This is a genomic window from Algicola sagamiensis DSM 14643 (genome assembly GCF_000374485.1).
Lineage (GTDB): Bacteria > Pseudomonadota > Gammaproteobacteria > Enterobacterales > Alteromonadaceae > Algicola > Algicola sagamiensis.
The window spans coordinates 74496-91422 of sequence record NZ_KB894493.1 but is presented as its reverse complement, the minus strand read 5'-3'; the positions used below and the strand labels follow the sequence as shown (position 1 = coordinate 91422).

The window sequence follows — 16927 nt, the reverse complement described above, 5'->3', positions numbered from 1 at the left end:
CGTCTTTAGGGGCGCGCTACCATTCAATACTATAATTACGTCGCAATTGAGTTATTTTTACTCAAACTTCTTAACTAATAGAACGGACAAGAACCATGAACTTGCATGAGTATCAGGCAAAACAGATTTTTGCCGAGTATGGTCTACCTGTATCAGAAGGGTACGCAGTAGATACACCTCAAGCCGCTGTTGAAGCAGCAGACCGAATTGGTGGAAACGAATGGGTTGTAAAATGCCAGGTGCACGCAGGCGGACGAGGCAAAGCCGGTGGTGTTAAAGTTGTAAAATCGAAAGATGAAATCAGAGATTTTGCACAAAACTGGCTTGGCAAGAACCTGATTACGTATCAAACAGACGAAAATGGTCAGCCTGTCAGCAAAATTCTTGTTGAATCATGTACTGATATCGCAAAAGAGCTTTATCTTGGCGCTGTTGTCGACCGTACAACACGTAAAATCGTTTTCATGGCTTCCACAGAAGGTGGTGTTGAAATCGAGAAAGTGGCAGAAGAAACACCTGAGTTGATCCACAAAATCGAAATTGATCCTTTGATGGGCCCTCAGCCTTCACAAGCAAAAAATGCAGCATTCAAGCTTGGTCTTGAAGGCCAGCAAATCAAGCAATTCACTCAGATCTTCATGGGCCTGGCGAAAATGTTCGAAGAGTGTGACCTTGCACTGATCGAAGTGAACCCGCTTGTCATCAAAGCAGACGGCAACCTACATTGTCTCGATGCAAAACTAAACATCGACAGCAATGCAATGTACCGTCAACCAAAGCTTCAAGAAATGCACGATCCTTCACAGGAAGATTCTCGTGAAGCTCACGCTGCACAGTGGGACCTTAACTATGTTGCGCTTGATGGTAACATCGGTTGTATGGTGAACGGTGCAGGTCTTGCAATGGGTACAATGGACATCGTGAAACTCCACGGTGGGGCACCTGCAAACTTCCTTGATGTTGGTGGTGGTGCAACAAAAGAGCGTGTGACAGAAGCGTTCAAAATTATCCTTTCTGACAGCAAAGTCAACGCAGTTCTAGTTAACATCTTCGGTGGAATCGTCCGTTGTGACATGATCGCAGAAGGTATCATCGGAGCAGTCGAAGAAATCGGTGTTGCGGTTCCTGTTGTTGTTCGCCTTGAAGGGAACAATGCTGAGCTTGGCGCTCAGAAACTAGAAGAAAGTGACTTTAACATTATTGCTGCCACATCATTGACAGATGCAGCGAAGAAAGTTGTTGCTGCAGCAGGAGGTCAGGCATGAGCGTTTTAATTAATAAAGATACAAAAGTGATCTGCCAAGGCTTCACGGGTAGCCAAGGTACTTTCCATTCTCAACAAGCGATTGAGTATGGCACACAAATGGTTGGTGGTGTTAGCCCAGGTAAAGGTGGTACTGAGCACCTTGGTCTTCCTGTTTTCAACACAGTTGAAGAAGCAGTGAAGGCAACCGGCGCAACAGCATCTGTGATCTACGTTCCTGCTCCTTTCTGTAAAGATGCGATTTTCGAAGCTGCCGACGCAGGTATCGAGTTGATCGTTTGTATCACAGAGGGCATCCCAACGATTGATATGCTTTACGTGAAAGAGTACATCGAGCAGAAAGGCGTTCGTATGATCGGCCCGAACTGCCCAGGAGTGATCACGCCAGGCGAATGTAAGATTGGTATCATGCCAGGTCACATCCATAAGCCAGGTAAAGTTGGTATCGTTTCTCGCTCTGGAACGTTGACTTACGAAGCTGTGAAGCAAACAACGGATGAAGGTTTTGGCCAATCAACTTGTGTTGGTATTGGTGGTGACCCAATCCCAGGTTCTAACTTCATCGATATCCTGAAGTTATTCCAAGAAGATCCAGCGACTGAAGCGATTGTGATGATCGGTGAAATCGGTGGTACAGCTGAGGAAGAAGCAGCAGAATTCATCAAAGACAATGTGACGAAACCAGTTGTTTCTTACATTGCAGGTGTGACTGCACCTCCAGGAAAGCGTATGGGCCATGCTGGTGCGATCATTTCTGGCGGTAAAGGAACTGCGGATGAGAAGTTTGCAGCACTTGAGTCAGCAGGTGTTAAAACGGTTCGCTCTCTAGCAGATATCGGTGCAGCACTTCGCGAAAAGACTGGCTGGTAAGCTGATTTTATTGGTCCGAAGCCTTTGTGTTTCGGGCCAATTCTTCTGATGAACCTTTCTTTGGTTTATTTCTTATCCAACCCTTTTCATTTCCTCCATAGTACGCAAGATTTTTAAGTGTTATTCCCATTGGATCACGCTATAATCGCTGAAATATGTCGATTGGATGTCCGACTTTATCTGGTCTGATATCCAGAAATTTTCATCGTTTGAAAGTAGGAAAAACACATGGCGGATGTTGAGGCTCGTCCTTCGAATTTTATACGTCAAATTATTGATAAAGATCTGGAAAACGGAAAACACACATCAGTTCATACACGATTTCCTCCCGAACCAAATGGCTTTCTGCACATTGGCCATGCAAAGTCGATTTGTTTAAACTTTGGTATTGCTGGTGATTACATGGGCACTTGTAATCTACGTTTCGATGATACAAATCCAGAAAAAGAAGACATCGATTACGTCCACTCTATCCAAGAAGATATCCAATGGCTGGGTTATGAGTGGGACGGAGAAGTTCGTTACTCCTCTTTATACTTCGACCAGCTTCATGGTTATGCCATTGAGCTGATTAAAGCGGGCAAAGCATACGTTTGTTTCTTAAACGCAGAAGAAATGCGTGAGTATCGCGGTACGCTCAAAGAGCCAGGTAAGAACAGCCCTTATCGTGATACGCCTGTCGAAGAAAACTTAGCGCTTTTCGAAAAAATGAAAAACGGTGAGTTTAAAGAAGGTGAATGTTCTCTGCGTGCGAAAGTTGATATGACTTCACCGTTTATGGTGATGCGTGATCCTGTGATTTACCGGATCAAGTTTGCCCATCATCATCAAACAGGTGAGCAATGGTGCATTTACCCAATGTACGACTTCACACACTGCATTTCGGATGCGATTGAAGACATCACGCATTCTCTTTGTACGTTGGAATTTCAAGACAACCGTCGTATCTATGATTGGGTTTTAGATAACATATCGATTCAAAGCAGACCGCATCAGTATGAGTTCTCAAGACTCAATCTTGAATACACTCTGATGTCCAAGCGTAAATTAAACGCTTTGGTTGAAGGGAATCATGTCGAAGGGTGGAATGACCCAAGAATGCCAACAATCGCAGGTCTTCGTCGTCGTGGCTATACGCCAGCTTCTGTGAAAGAATTTTGTAAGCGCATCGGTGTCACAAAGCAAGACAATATGGTTGAAATGGGCATGTTAGAAGCCTGTATTCGTGATGACTTAAACGAAAATGCACCGCGTGCGATGGCTGTCCTCGATCCGGTGAAGATCATCATTGAAAACTACGAAGAGGGCAAGGTCGAAACACTCACTGCGCCAAATCATCCTTCAAATGAATCTATGGGCACCCGTGAGGTACCATTTACGCGTGAGATCCTCATCGAGCGTGAAGACTTCAAAGAAGAAGCGAATAAGAAATTTAAGCGTCTTGTATTAGGCAAAGAGGTTCGCTTAAGGAATGCTTATGTGATCAAAGCTGAGCGTGTTGAGAAAGATGAAGCTGGTGAGATCACAACCATTTACTGTACATACGACGATGAGACACTTGGTAAGGACCCTGCGGATGGTCGCAAAGTCAAAGGTGTTATCCACTGGGTATCTGCATCCGAAGGCGTCAAAGCTGAAGTTCGTTTGTATGACCGCTTGTTTACTGTGCCAAATCCAGCAGCAGAAGAAGACTTTACTCAAGTGCTAAATCCAGAGTCATTAGTGATCATGAGCAATGCGGTGATTGAGCCAAGCCTTGCGAATGCTCAAGATCACGCGGCCTATCAGTTTGAACGCACAGGTTACTTCTGCCGTGATACGTCAGCACAAGGTGATCTTGTCTTTAACCGCACTGTAGGGTTAAGAGATACTTGGGCGAAAATCGAAGCGAAATAAGCAGATGTTTCACTGATGCAATGTTTATGAAAGAATTAGGGTCGGCATATCAGCCGGCCCTTTTTTAAATCTGGCTACCATGATGGATCATGTCCAACATGAGAGAAACGATTATTTTGTCTTGAAGGAATCAAGAGTAGGACAACGTTCTTTCTTAGAGGATATTCTACCTCGATTCATATCGATTAATGGATAAACAGCATCGTAAACACCTGATCCTTGGTACTCCTTAATTGCAGTTTCTCTATCTTCGGCATTAATTTGCCCAACAAGTTGACCATCTAAGAAAAACCCATAATTCATCGTTGTACCTCCTCTTTATTGTCTTCTCTTTTGAGGTTCTTATATTGTCTGCATCCCGTCAATCAACAAAAAAGCTGTATTTTTACACTATTCAAAACTAAATGATTATTTTGAGTTTGTCAGTATGATCCTGAACAAATTTTTGTAAATTTTTTATTCAGTCATCAGAGCGTATTTATCTATTAAAAAAAGTCAGCCACAAGAAAAAAGAAGGAACTATTCAAGAATCGATGAGTGTGGGATAGAGAGTGTCTTTGAAGAGGCACTCTCTCATTAAATATGAGGTCTTACTGCGATGACTCTAACGGAAAGCTTGCTATCACCTGTTCAAACGAAATGATTCGGTTTCTTACCAAAAATAATCGAATATCCGAACTACCTTTCTTTGCAAGAATTAAAGGTGCAGATGTATCACGATGCCCGGGTAAAAAAGTATTTGCTTGCAAATAGAGGTTATGGTTTTTAAGTTTTATGGTACCTTTGTCACCAACAGGTCTAATAAACCTTGTCGTGCATTCATCTGAGAGGTGCAGCTTAACTGCTCTTTTATTCGTGTCAGATTCATGTGTCATACATAAATTGGTTTTCACATGCTTGATAATAAAAGACCCGTCTATCGCCTGACCATAATCTCGAGTGAAATTTGACTCTTCAAAAGCTTTCTTATTCACTGGATTGCAAGCATCGTAATCAAAAACTAGTGTTGCATTGGTTTCTAACTTAGAAGGGATCACACAGGCACTAGAAAAATGATGCCTGATAACGTCAGAATAAGCTTGAGATGCAGTGAAAGCGAGACATAAGACTGATAAGAGTTTCTTTGTTGTTGTCATTGAGTTACTCATACTTGATTTTAATACTTAGGTTTTCTAGTTTGTATAAACTAAAACGTTAAAGTTATCATATTCAAGTACTAAAGTTAATCTATTGAAATTAAATAAGAATAAAGTACTGTTTTGTTTGCAATGTGAAATATGCTTAATTGAACGATACGTTTCTTATACTTTGACAGATTTCTGTACCGCTAAAACATCCTCATTTTTTTGGCTCGATGCAATTGAGTGAGCCCCATACCAATACTTTAAAGCCAGCATCAGTATGGTCGGTAGAAAAATCAGTGTGATTAATGCTGAAACTAATAAACCGCTCAATACAACGACACCTAACCCACGGTAAAGTTCGGTCCCTTCTCCCGGCATTACAACAAGCGGCAGTAAACCAAACAGTGTGGTTGCTGTAGACATAAGAATTGGCCGTAGTCTTGTGTTTACAGCATGGATGATGGCTTCTTTGAGCGGCTTGTTGTGAGTTTTAATATTCATCCGGGTTTGGTCCACGATCAGGATTGGATTATTGATGACTGTACCCAGCAAAATTAAAAAGCCGAGCATCGTGATCATATCAAAAGGTTGATGAAACCCAACGTGCCCGGTGAATTGAAGCCATTCACCGACTTGATTAAATCCAACAAGGCCAATTAAGCCACCAGCAATCCCGAGTGGGACGGTTGCCATGACAAACAGGGGATAACCCCAGTGATTAAATGTTGCGACCATCACTAAAAAGATAATGACCAAAGCAATCGTAAACTTACCTACCAGCTCTTGTTTTGTTGTACTCAGCTGATCTGCAGCGCCTGTGATATCAATTTTCAGAGATGCTGGGATCTTGACTTGTTTTTGTAAGGCAGGGATGAGCTCTGACTGTATTTTCGAAACAGCAGTCTCAAGAGCAACCTTAGGTGGGGGTATCACGCGAACAGAAACAGTTTTCCTTCCATCAACCCGAGTAAGTTGCCCACTGGCCATTGATTGTTGAATCGTGGCAATGGCTTTCAGTGGGACAACTTGATTCACATCATTGATGAAGGGTAAATCTTCAAGGGTATGAAATCGTCGCGCCAATTCTAAATCACCATGTAAGTAGATATCCATTTTTTTGTCGCCAAGAAAAAACTCATCAACGTATGCACCATCAGTTAGGGCGGATAGCGCATAGCCAAACTCATTGACTGGGATCTGTAATTCTGCCAACCGTTCCCACTTAGGATGAATGAGTAACATAGGCTGATCGAGACTAAGCGAGCTAGGAGTAGAGCTGATTTGTCCATCAGGGTACTTTTGTTCTGCGAGTTGGTAAGTTGATTCTGCGACTTCATACAGCTTTTCTAGATCTGGCCCGGAAAAATCAATATTGACGGCTCTGGCACCACCATCATTGCTCGTGATAATTGACCCACGAAAAGAGAAGGCTCGCATGCCAGGATAATGACGAAATAATTTTGTTAATCCGTTCATCATGGCGGTTAAATCCTGTGGTCGATAGGGCTCTGACAGAACCCAAAGGTAACCAGAAGAGATCCGCATGAGCACATATTTTAGCGGTGGAATATCGGTTTTCCCTTCATCAAAAGAAGTTGGGTCTGGATTGCGGTGCGACTCTAATATGGGGAGAATTTCGTCACCAATCGCTCTCATCTGGCTGAGGTTATACCCTGGCGGGGCAACCATGCGTGTAAAGGCCTTAGGTTCTTCGCCATCCGGCAAGTACTCTGCAGGTGGGGCAAGGATGAATGCAAGGCCTATCGTCATTATCAAGGAAAATAAAACACAGATGATCTGCCTTTTTGTTGATTGGAAAAGCCAACCAAGCGGCTTTGTGACCCATGGTGGTTTGGCGATTCGCTCTGGGCGGACGATATCAACTGATGCTGCTAATGTTGGTACAATAAACAGGGCGACAATCATCGAAGCAAAAATGGAAGCACAGATTGTAATGGCAATATCGGAGTAAAGCTGTCCAGCTTCCTGCTGTATAAAAATCACGGGTAAAAAAGCGAGGATTGTGGTTGTTGTGGAGGCAAAGACAGCCCGCCAAACATCTTGTACCCCTGTCACCGCAGCCGTCAGACGGTCTAATCCTTTCTTTCGCCATTGCTCAATACTTTCCAATACGACAATGCTGTTATCGACAGTCATTCCAATTGCAAAAGCAATCCCAGCGAGAGAGATAACATTAACGGTTCTATCAAATAGATAAAGCCCGATAAATGAAGCAATTGTACAAATTGGAATGCCGATAATACCGGTGAGAGTAGCGTTTTTTGATCGGATAAAGAAATACATGACGCCAATGGCTAACATCGCACCGAGCACCAAGTTAAACCAAACATTTTGAATACTGGTCTGGACATAGCGGACATCATCACCAACAAGCTGTATATTTAGCCCCCTTTCATTCAATAAATGTTGATTGAGGGACTGGGTTAAAGGGACGAGTGTATTTTTGATGTCAATGACATTTGAGCCTGCCTCTCGGTATATAGCCAAGGTGATATTTCTTTCTCCATTGAGATACGACAAGCCTTGCATTTCACTATGAGAGAGCTGGACAGTCGCGACATCTTTTAATGTAGTGATAATACCGTTGTCTTGTTTGATGATGAGGGATTCCAGCTCGGATATAGAGTTAAAACGTCCAACCATACGGATTAAGAAACGTTGTTTACCATTCTCGATATCTCCGATAGAAGAATCTCGATTTCTTTGCCGGATCACTCGACGAACATCAGAGACTTTGAGTCCGCGTTGAACCAATTGATGTGGGTCTATCAGAATTTTAATTTGTTTTTCTTCGCCACCGCTGATACGAATTCTTGAAATGCCTTTGACTCTTTCCATCTGTGGACGGACATAGTCATCCACGAAGTCACGCATCAAGTTCATATCCAGCGATAGAGGATTTCCGGGTAAAGGCACAACACTAAAATACATAAAGGCAACATTGGAAGATGCATGGCTTATCAGTTTTGGTTCATCGACATTCTCGGGGTAACTAGAAACCTGACTGAGCGCATTGCTGACCTGGATCAAAGCTTGAGTCATGTCAGTGCCAAATGGGAATTCCAGTTCAATTGAAGCGCTGCCTGTACTTGCCTCACTTACCATTCTTAAAAGGTTTGGGATAGTCTTTAAATATCGTTCTTGTTCTGCAAGAATATCTTTCTCAATATCTTGTGGCGTGGCGCCTGGCCAGCGCGTATCAACCCCAATGGTCTTTTCCTCAAGATCAGGCACCATTTGCACGGGAGTTTGAAACGCTGCTGTAACGCCAAGTACGATAAACATCAATGTGATCACGGCGAGTATGGTTCGGTGCTGGATCACCTTGCTGAAATAACCCATGGTTACATGATCCCTTTTAATGGCGTCAACTCAACTTTGTCTTGATCTTTCAGGCGCTCATTCCCACGGATAACAATGGGATCTTGAACCGACAAACCAGAGCGTACTTCAATGCCTTGCTCAGTTTGTTTACCAATTCTAATGACTCGGCGGCTTGCGATTTGGTTTACAGTTCCTATATTTTGAATGACAAAAACACTGTAGCCACCATCTGGATGAGACACTAATGCATCAGAGGGAATAAAGAGAGAAGGGGATTGCTGAGTTTGGAATCTAAAAAGTGCAGTGGCAGCAATCCCTGGAATCAATTGATTATCAACTTGCTCAATGGTTAGTCGTGTTAAAAAAGTCCGTGAACGTTCATTTGCATCTGGCACAATTGCTTGTATCGTTGCTGGGAATTCCTTTTCAGGGGCAAGGTCAGTTGTGACAACAATGGTTTTATCTTGATTTAAGTGTTTGTATTCTTGTTGTGGTAAGTAAACATCAAGACGAAGTTGATGCGACGAAACTAGTTCAAGCGTTGTTTCACCTGTGTCTATCCACTCTCCAACCTCAACATGTTTTTGAGTGATCACGCCATCAAATGGAGCGACAAGCGTATGTTTACTGACATTAAATTGTTGTTTATCAAAAGCGGCTTGCGCCGAAACCAAAATTTGTTCGGCACGTTTGACACGTAACCTTCGTAAATCTCTTTCTGTCCGGGGGAAGTGTTTTTTCTTCGCAAGCTCGTCGGCTTCTAGGCTTAAGCGCTTTGCTTCTTTGAGTTCAAACTCTGCCGCATTGACTAAAGCGGCTAAACGCTTTGCTTCGTGTTGTTCAAATAACATATCTAAAGTTAATAACTTATCACCTTGACGGACATGATCACCAGTGTCTACGAATAAATGGCTGATTAAACCATCGACGGATGTAGATAGCTTCGAGCGTTGGGATGCTTTTATGGTTCCAGTAACTGATATTTGGTGAATAGAAGGGGCTTCTTTGGGGTAAACGACGGAGACAGGCTGTAAGGTATCCGGGTTTGCCCAGCTGACTGGAGAAAGAACCAAGCCAGCCAGCAAGCTGGAGCAGATGCGCTGAATCATGGGTATTTTCTTGATACTATAGTCAAATACAATCCTATGGGAGTTCGATCGTTTCATCTTTGAGTTAACTCGATTGTTCTCTTTGTTTTTGGATCATGTTCAATCTCACCATCACCAGTAATAAACCGGATAGTGCAGCAAAGCTTAAAAAAACACTCAAAAAAAGCTGATTATTGATGTTTAAATACCCAACTATCATAGAGACAACACCAGCAGCAATAAATCGTATAAAAGTATTAAGTGCAGTGGTACTACCGGCCTTATTTGCAAAAGGCTCCAGCATTAAAGAGGTACAATTTGGGATGATAATGGCAATACCAAAAGTTGCTATCATCATAGGAATGAGCAGCCCCAATAGATTCAGTCCAATAAACTGCATTAATGCAAACATGATAATACCTCCTGTGAGCATCAAACATAGCCCAAGCAGGATGCATTGATCTGGAGTCGTTTTTTGATTGAGAAATGCAGAGTACTTTGCTCCAAGCAAGAAACTAAAGGCATTGAGAGCAAACATGACCCCAAAGAGCTTGGCTGAAAGCCCCAATTGATCTATCAATAAAATTGGAGATGTTGTGATAAAGCAAAACAAGCCAGCAAAAGCTAAGGTTGCAATCCCCGTGTAATAAGTAAATACAGGATGGATGGATATCATTTTATAACTTTGAAGCGCTTGGACCTGCGTATTCTGGTGTTCTTTACTTAGTGTTTCTTGAAGGAGTGTTACCGTGAGAATCAGTAAAAAAACAGAGAGTAAGCCAAGCAGCATAAAGATGGATCGCCAGCCAAAATAATCTTTTAAAATCCCTCCAATCACAGGAGCAATAATTGGTGCAATCCCAACATACATCGCAATTGTCGAAAGAACAATGGGTCGTTCTTCTGCCTCAAAGCAATCCCTTGCTATAGAAAATGCGCTTAAAACCCCAGCACAAGAACCAATACCTTGACAGGCTCGAGCAATTAAAAGTTGTGTGATATTACTTGAGAAAACGGCGATAAATGATCCCACTAAAAAGAAACTTAATCCGATGAGCAGGATATTTTTCCGCCCATATCTATCTGAGAGAGGACCAAAAATTAGCTGGATGAATGCAAATGTAACCACAAAAACAGTGAGTGTCATTTGTAGCATGCTTTCAGAGAGCAAAAGCTCATGTTGTATCTCAAGCATGGATGGCAGGTAAATATCGAGCGAAAAGGAAGGGATCGCCGCGATTAAAATTAAAAAGTACATTGGAACGGATTTGTTCATCTGTATGCTCCATGAGAATGCCGCCCTTATCGCTCAAATCATCGCGGCACAAATTACTTTAAATGGGAAAGTTGTTGGTTATGACACGTTATACAATGTCGGCTCAATTTCCCGAATATAGTTAAAATCTTTATCCATGTGGGCTTTGTTTTGGTGAACGAGGTATATCAAACCGGGCTGGCTAAATAAGTCGGTTGTTTTGGGAAAGTAGTCACCCGGTTTTACATGGAATGAGATCTGAATCACAGAATCCAGGCTTTCAACGCGCTCAACCTGATGAAAATCATTGAGAGTACCAGACTGAGTCGAAATTAAAGGGCAGATTGCTGCATGAGACCGTACCTGATATTGATACTCTAGTAATTCCCTTTGATGCGCGAGTTGTAAGATGATTTGTCGAAGGAGTGGTACCTGGCCTTTTCCGGTTGACTTTTCTGCGAGCTCTGAGATGCCTGCACCACAAATTCTCGGGTTTAATTCGACCAATTTTGGGCCTTGCTGCGTGAGCATAATTTCACAATGCGTAGCGCCAAACATAACCCCCAAACAATCCAGTACCTCATCTGTATAGTCAATGAGTTGGGAGAACTCAGTGGATTGTGGAGCAACAATTTCACATCGCTCATATACGATGCTGCCTTCCATTTCCAGCTTATTATATCGCCACACATCACTGACAATGTGACGTCCATTCATCGAAACTGTGTTAACAATATATTCGATGCCTTCCATGTACTCTTGGAGAAGTAAGCGATTGATCGTATGCCCAAGTTGATCTTCTCTCCCATTCAACTCATGAAAACAGCGACTGATTTCTTCTTGATTGTGGCAGATTCGGACGCCTTCACTGCCTAAGCTTTCCAGCGGTTTTATGACAACTTTGTCAAAAGGCTGTTTGCTGTACCAGTGAAGTAAATGCTCAAGGGTTTCTGATGCAATATATCGCGCATGTCCCAGCTCATTCTTTTCCAGAATTTCATTCATTAAATGCTTATTGAGCCGATGTTTAATTAGATGGCGTTTGTTATGCTGTAAGCCGAGCTCATCGGCGAGGTGGTCGGCGACTTCGACACCTGACTGTACCCCTGGTACCACAGCAATTGGGTGAAAATTGGCAAGCGTATCAACAAGTGCATCAAAATTCGGAAAATTTCGAATATCAAATTGTTGAATATAGTGCTCAGGTTGAAATTTAGAGCTTCCAATAACAAGCTCTTTACCGGTTGATACATGAATACAGCCGATACCGGACTGACAGAAGTCTTTGGCAAATGAAGCACCGCTTAAATACCCATCGACGATAACCACATGACATAAATGACGCATTGTTTATCCTTAACAGATTGATTATAAATGGAACTTCCCTTCCACTTTATTGTGAAAGTCCTTGGTTGAATGATAAAACGTGAGCTACGAACGAATTTGTAAAGGAACGACTCGGACATTCAAAGATTCACGAACTTGTTCAAGTGGTTCTTCCAATCTTTCTTCCCAACGTTGCCCTAAAAATACTTTGGCTTTTCGGCCTTCAAGATAACCGCCAACCAACGGATCTAAAAAGTCGTACATTTCCTGTGTAAACTCTAACGAACGGAGAAAAGCCATGCTGCATAGAAATTTTGAGACAGGTGTTGCAACTTGTGCGATTTGAAATCCTTGAATCGCAAGCTCGCCAGGCATCGTCGGTGGTACACCCAAAGCGACATGAAAAAAATCGTGAGTTGAACGCGCCCGATGCATAAAGTAGGTCTTATCATCCTTGATCTCTATTTCCGGAAGTCCAGTTAATGATAACCCATACTCTCGCATAAAATGCCCAAATGTATGACCTAGACTACCAGAACGCATTTGGCACATTTCATCAATACTTGGGGTTTCTGGAAGATATTTTTCATCGACCAGAGCTTTGACTTCCGGGTGTTGATATAAATCCTGAAAATACTGCTCTAAATACTTCGTTTTATTGACAATATTTGAAATTGCGATCGAACACTCGACGCCGGGATCTTCAATATATTGCTTGAGGTGAGGTGCTGCTTCAATTAGTGTTGCGTAAAGTTGGTGCATGATCTTAATTCCCTTTATCAATTCCACTTGGAAAATCTAAGACAGAGTTTCCATCAAGTCAAGAAATGTGTTCGTTTTTTATGCTCGAATTTGATTGAGTGTTCCTAAGAGAGAGCGGAGGCTGAAGATTTTTTTCGATCATATGAGCTGACTTAAAGCCAGCTCTAGGAACATGAAATCACTATAAAATAACCAAAGTTTTGCCATTCCAAAAGCCGCCCCACGGTTTGCTTTGTGGCTTTGTTGTATAATTGACGGTTCCATCCCAATCTTCACTAACTTCATTGAAATCGAGGACCCAAATCCCATTTTTTCGTTGATATAGCATGTATGACTCATTGGAATAAACAGGCATTCCATTGTAGCTATCGACGATATGATATTCACCGGAGGAGGCAAAAGGATAATTGGCACCAGAGACATAAACTGTACTTGGCAAGATGCTTGCTGTGCCACTCCAGGTGCCATCCCAGGGGAATGTTTGTGGAGCGGTCGTGTAATTCACCGTACCATCCCAGACTTCACTGATTTCATTAAAATCCAAGACCCAATGGCCATTCTCACGTTGATAAAGAGAATAAACGCCATTTGAATAAACGGGGCCATTACCATAGTTTTCCTTCAGGCTATATTCTCCAGAGGAGTCATTTGGGTAATTTGCTCCAGATACTTCAAGATGTTTTGGCCACATTGGCGAGGTTGTTTTTAATTCTTGAGAGTCATCCCCAAATGAAGTGACATCAGCAAATGCAACTTGAGAAGAAAGCAATAAAAAAAGCAGATTGAGTTGAGTCTTCATGAAATACCTTATTTCGTTGTAGTCATCACTAAAAATAATTAATTATTTGATATATCAGCAAAAATGCATGACGAAACAAGCCTAGAAGGCAGATCTTTATACTGTCAAGTTGGGAGCTAAACATCCATTCTTTGGAGTAATTTTTTATGGAGTTAATTCTTAAAGACCGTAAAAAAGAACGAGAAAAAATAACGCAAGAGAGTAACGTATTCAAAAGCCTTTCCATGACGAATTGCTTATGATCATTCAAAAATGATCAATGCATTTTTCATTCTGAAATCCTAATTTTTGAACTGTTAATGAAGCGTATGCTAACAATAGGCATGGTTTGGGAGGCGTTATTTGGAAAATAAGATGCTTTATAAGAAAAAAGGAGATTGATAGAGGTGTTCAAATGAACCGTGTTGCTCCGGCATCAAAAAAAGTGCCAGAAAAACAACTCTGGCACACCAAACGAAGTGAAGAAAGAACTTAGAATGTTCCTCGTACTCCTAATGAAATAGCACGGCCTGGAAGTGGAGCCTCATTCTTGATAAATGATGCATGTGAGCGAGCAAACTTATCCGTTAAGTTTGTGCCTTTCACATACAAGGTAAAGTCGGCATAATCTAAATTAACATAATAACGGTAGCTGATGTCATGCATCGTATATCCCGCTGTTCTTGTTTCATGGTCGGCAAGCTTATCCTGCTCTGAGTAATACGTTGTCTCAAAAGTAACATCCCAGTTATCCGCCAGATATCCAACTTCTCCGCCAATTCTCATGGGTGGAATTCTTGGTAAATTACCGCCATCAACAAGTTTCGCGCGGGTGTAATCGCTATTAAAGCCAAGCTCCCAGTTTTGAGTCAATGCATAATCGACCGATAATTCATAACCATAGAACTCAGCATCTGCTTGACGATAATGGAAGATCGGCATCCCGGCATGAAAGTGATCGCCATGCTCTTCACCAAGTGAACTCTTTCCTGTATTTTCTTGGTAAACAAAGTTATCGACTTGATTCATGAAAACATTGAATTCACCACTCCAGTTTTCCTGTTTGAGGCGGTAAATCAGATCAATATTTTTTGCTTTTTCTTTTTCGATACGATCGGGACTAAACTCGGCTTCTCCGCAATCAAAACCGTGTTTTTGCTCACATTCATGAATTGCATATAAGGCACCCACATCATAAGTCGATGTTGAAATATGGATCCCATTTGACAATAGTTCTGCTGCGGATGGTGAGCGTTCAGCATATGCAAATGATACTGCGATCGATTGCGCTTCAGTGAATTGATAGTTTAGGCCAGCAGATGCACTCGTATTCGTAAAGCTTTTAGAGTAGCTGTCTGCTGATGCCGAATCATGATCATCTTCATGGTCGTCATCATCGTCGTGGCCATGACCGTGTTGCATCTCTAATAACTCAGGCGCATCAACCTTATTTTTTTCGACACGAACACCGAGTTCGAGTGTTAGCTCATCCGTTAGTTTCTTTTCTTCTAAAGCAAAGACAGCCCATGATGTACTTTCACTTGCTGGGGTAAATGCTTCATCACCGACAGCAGAAAAGTCTGTTTTCTGGTAGTGCATTCCGAATATTCCATGCCAACCGTAGACTGTTTCATGCTCTGCAGTGAGTCGGAACTCATAGCTGTCATTTTCAAATCTTGTACCTGGTTGGCCATTTTCAAACTCAGTATGTTGGTAATCTGTATAGGAACCAAGGAAGTTGATGGATTCTAGTCCATTCACTGGATTATAAAGCTCAGCTGCGAGCTGATATCGGCGCTGACTCATATCTGCAAAAACACGTTCTGCTTCTTCATGATCATGTTCATCTTCGTGTCCATGGTCATCATGGCCATGACCTTCTTCTTCATGAACATGACCAGGGATCCCATAAACAGAAGAAAGATGACCAACACTAAAACCAATCAATCCAGATTCATTACTCCAAGATATCCCTGCATTAACGCCTTGTGTATCAATATCGGAGTTTGCGAGCTTATTATTTGCATGGGCTTCGTGATCACCTTCGTCTTCATCATGATGCGGCTCATCAGGGATTTCATAATCATTGGTGATCCGGTTAAAAGCATCGACATGGACTGAGAAGCCGTTGACGGTTTTCGTATCTAGGTTTACAGCTAGCATCGTTTCGTCAGAGACACTATTGTAACGGCTGTCGAACTTCACATCTGTTTCTTGTTTTTGCTCTCGTGGGATACGATTATCAATGACATTGACAACACCACCGATCGCGCCACTCCCATAAAGAAGGGTTGCTGGCCCCCGTAGGACTTCGATCTGTTCTGCACTGATTGATTCTGTTGTTGTTGCATGATCAGGTCCAACACGGGATGCATCTGATGTATCTAATCCATTCTGGGTAATTTTGACTCGAGGGCCATCCATACCTCGGATAACTGGACTCGAAGAAACAGGCCCAAAATAGCTGCTATGAATGCCCGGTTCAGATTTGAGTGTTTCACCAAGTGTTGGTTCTGCTTTTGTTTTGAGCGATTCACCGCTCAATACAGTGACAGGGGAGGTCATTTCCATGGATGACTTATGTAATCCGGAAGAATAAACAACAAGATGCTCGATATTTGATTGTGACAAGGTCACTTTGATTGGTGACTTCGCTTGGTCGGTTAATTGCAGTGTCTTATCTTCGAACTCACTGGCACTGATATGTAGTTCATCTAGCTTTTTGATGCCTTTAATCGAAAAGTAACCATCTTTATCTGTCGTTACAAAGTGGTTATGACCATGAAAGTGTACCTTGGCTTTATAAACAGGTTGTCCAGATTCATCGACGATTCTACCTTTTAGTATTTGTTGTTCTTCGGCTTGAATCGGCGTATTGAATAGTAACGCTGAGACAGCAGCAGCGATCACCTTCTTTTTCATTTTTTGAGACTCCCATAGCATAAGGCAAAAGTTTTTTAAATCAACCAGATAATCATTGTTCTGATTTAGTGTTTTTTCCAACCCAAATCATAAATTTGTGGCTTTTAGCCAATATTAGTATGAATATCTTTGCATTTGAATTGTTATAACATAACAGGTTGGGGAATTTATGTTATATCATCACAATAGTCAAGTGAAATGTTATAGTGTAACAAATGGTGGTATTCTTTCATTGAAAATATGCAATTCTTGAATTCATTCAATACGTTCAGACGCAGAAGAGCTTGCGTTATCTAT

Annotated in this window: 12 protein-coding genes; 3 read left to right on the top strand and 9 right to left on the bottom strand. The window is 42.0% G+C overall.

Features of this window, described 5'->3' with window-relative positions; translation table 11 throughout:
* Window positions 1-95 precede the first annotated feature (95 nt).
* From sucC to glnS, 3 genes are all read left to right on the top strand, one after another.
* On the top strand, window positions 96-1265 hold the full coding sequence (sucC, locus tag C505_RS0106180) for an ADP-forming succinate--CoA ligase subunit beta (protein ID WP_018691724.1): 1170 nt from the start codon (window positions 96-98) through the stop codon (window positions 1263-1265).
* A complete protein-coding gene (sucD, locus tag C505_RS0106175; protein ID WP_018691723.1) occupies window positions 1262-2134 on the top strand; it encodes a succinate--CoA ligase subunit alpha in 873 nt (290 codons plus the stop codon). The genes sucC and sucD overlap by 4 nt, the downstream gene beginning before the upstream one ends.
* A 228-nt stretch (window positions 2135-2362) precedes the next feature.
* A complete protein-coding gene (glnS, locus tag C505_RS0106170; protein ID WP_018691722.1) occupies window positions 2363-4030 on the top strand; it encodes a glutamine--tRNA ligase in 1668 nt (555 codons plus the stop codon).
* A 111-nt stretch (window positions 4031-4141) separates the two neighbouring features.
* Here glnS and C505_RS0106165 read toward each other — a convergent pair whose 3' ends face one another.
* The 9 genes from C505_RS0106165 to C505_RS0106120 all read right to left on the bottom strand — a co-directional run bounded on the left by C505_RS0106165 (window position 4142) and on the right by C505_RS0106120 (window position 16630).
* Entirely contained in the window at window positions 4142-4333 is a 192-nt protein-coding gene (locus C505_RS0106165) for a hypothetical protein (RefSeq protein ID WP_018691721.1), read from the bottom strand.
* A 287-nt stretch (window positions 4334-4620) separates the two neighbouring features.
* On the bottom strand, window positions 4621-5166 hold the full coding sequence (locus C505_RS0106160) for a hypothetical protein (RefSeq protein WP_018691720.1): 546 nt from the start codon (window positions 5164-5166) through the stop codon (window positions 4621-4623).
* 165 nt (window positions 5167-5331) lie between these two features.
* Entirely contained in the window at window positions 5332-8517 is a 3186-nt protein-coding gene (locus tag C505_RS0106155; protein WP_018691719.1) for an efflux RND transporter permease subunit, read from the bottom strand.
* 2 nt (window positions 8518-8519) lie between these two features.
* Window positions 8520-9608, bottom strand: coding sequence for an efflux RND transporter periplasmic adaptor subunit (locus C505_RS21615; protein WP_018691718.1), 1089 nt, complete (start codon window positions 9606-9608; stop codon window positions 8520-8522).
* 64 nt (window positions 9609-9672) lie between these two features.
* Entirely contained in the window at window positions 9673-10863 is a 1191-nt protein-coding gene (locus C505_RS0106145; protein ID WP_018691717.1) for a multidrug effflux MFS transporter, read from the bottom strand.
* Window positions 10864-10941: 78 nt separating this feature from the next.
* Window positions 10942-12189, bottom strand: a complete 1248-nt coding sequence (locus C505_RS0106140) for an ATP-grasp domain-containing protein (protein ID WP_018691716.1) — start codon at window positions 12187-12189, stop codon at window positions 10942-10944.
* Window positions 12190-12273: 84 nt separating this feature from the next.
* A complete protein-coding gene (locus tag C505_RS0106135) occupies window positions 12274-12930 on the bottom strand; it encodes a Coq4 family protein (protein ID WP_018691715.1) in 657 nt (218 codons plus the stop codon).
* 181 nt (window positions 12931-13111) lie between these two features.
* On the bottom strand, window positions 13112-13729 hold the full coding sequence (locus C505_RS0106130; RefSeq protein WP_018691714.1) for a hypothetical protein: 618 nt from the start codon (window positions 13727-13729) through the stop codon (window positions 13112-13114).
* A 471-nt stretch (window positions 13730-14200) separates the two neighbouring features.
* Window positions 14201-16630 carry a TonB-dependent receptor gene (locus tag C505_RS0106120; protein WP_018691713.1) on the bottom strand — a complete coding sequence of 810 codons (2430 nt, stop codon included), beginning with the start codon at window positions 16628-16630 and terminating at the stop codon, window positions 14201-14203.
* Window positions 16631-16927 lie beyond the last annotated feature (297 nt).

Excerpts from the sequence above, each read along its gene's own strand:
- sucC (WP_018691724.1), top strand. The coding sequence starts at position 96 with ATGAACTTGCATGAGTATCAGGCAAAACAGATTTTTGCCGAGTATGGT.
- sucD (WP_018691723.1), top strand. The coding sequence starts at position 1,262 with ATGAGCGTTTTAATTAATAAAGATACAAAAGTGATCTGCCAAGGCTTC.
- glnS (WP_018691722.1), top strand. The coding sequence starts at position 2,363 with ATGGCGGATGTTGAGGCTCGTCCTTCGAATTTTATACGTCAAATTATT.
- C505_RS0106165 (WP_018691721.1), bottom strand. The coding sequence starts at position 4,333 with ATGAATTATGGGTTTTTCTTAGATGGTCAACTTGTTGGGCAAATTAAT.
- C505_RS0106160 (WP_018691720.1), bottom strand. The coding sequence starts at position 5,166 with ATGACAACAACAAAGAAACTCTTATCAGTCTTATGTCTCGCTTTCACT.
- C505_RS0106155 (WP_018691719.1), bottom strand. The coding sequence starts at position 8,517 with ATGGGTTATTTCAGCAAGGTGATCCAGCACCGAACCATACTCGCCGTG.
- C505_RS21615 (WP_018691718.1), bottom strand. The coding sequence starts at position 9,608 with ATGATTCAGCGCATCTGCTCCAGCTTGCTGGCTGGCTTGGTTCTTTCT.
- C505_RS0106145 (WP_018691717.1), bottom strand. The coding sequence starts at position 10,863 with ATGAACAAATCCGTTCCAATGTACTTTTTAATTTTAATCGCGGCGATC.
- C505_RS0106140 (WP_018691716.1), bottom strand. The coding sequence starts at position 12,189 with ATGCGTCATTTATGTCATGTGGTTATCGTCGATGGGTATTTAAGCGGT.
- C505_RS0106135 (WP_018691715.1), bottom strand. The coding sequence starts at position 12,930 with ATGCACCAACTTTACGCAACACTAATTGAAGCAGCACCTCACCTCAAG.
- C505_RS0106130 (WP_018691714.1), bottom strand. The coding sequence starts at position 13,729 with ATGAAGACTCAACTCAATCTGCTTTTTTTATTGCTTTCTTCTCAAGTT.
- C505_RS0106120 (WP_018691713.1), bottom strand. The coding sequence starts at position 16,630 with ATGAAAAAGAAGGTGATCGCTGCTGCTGTCTCAGCGTTACTATTCAAT.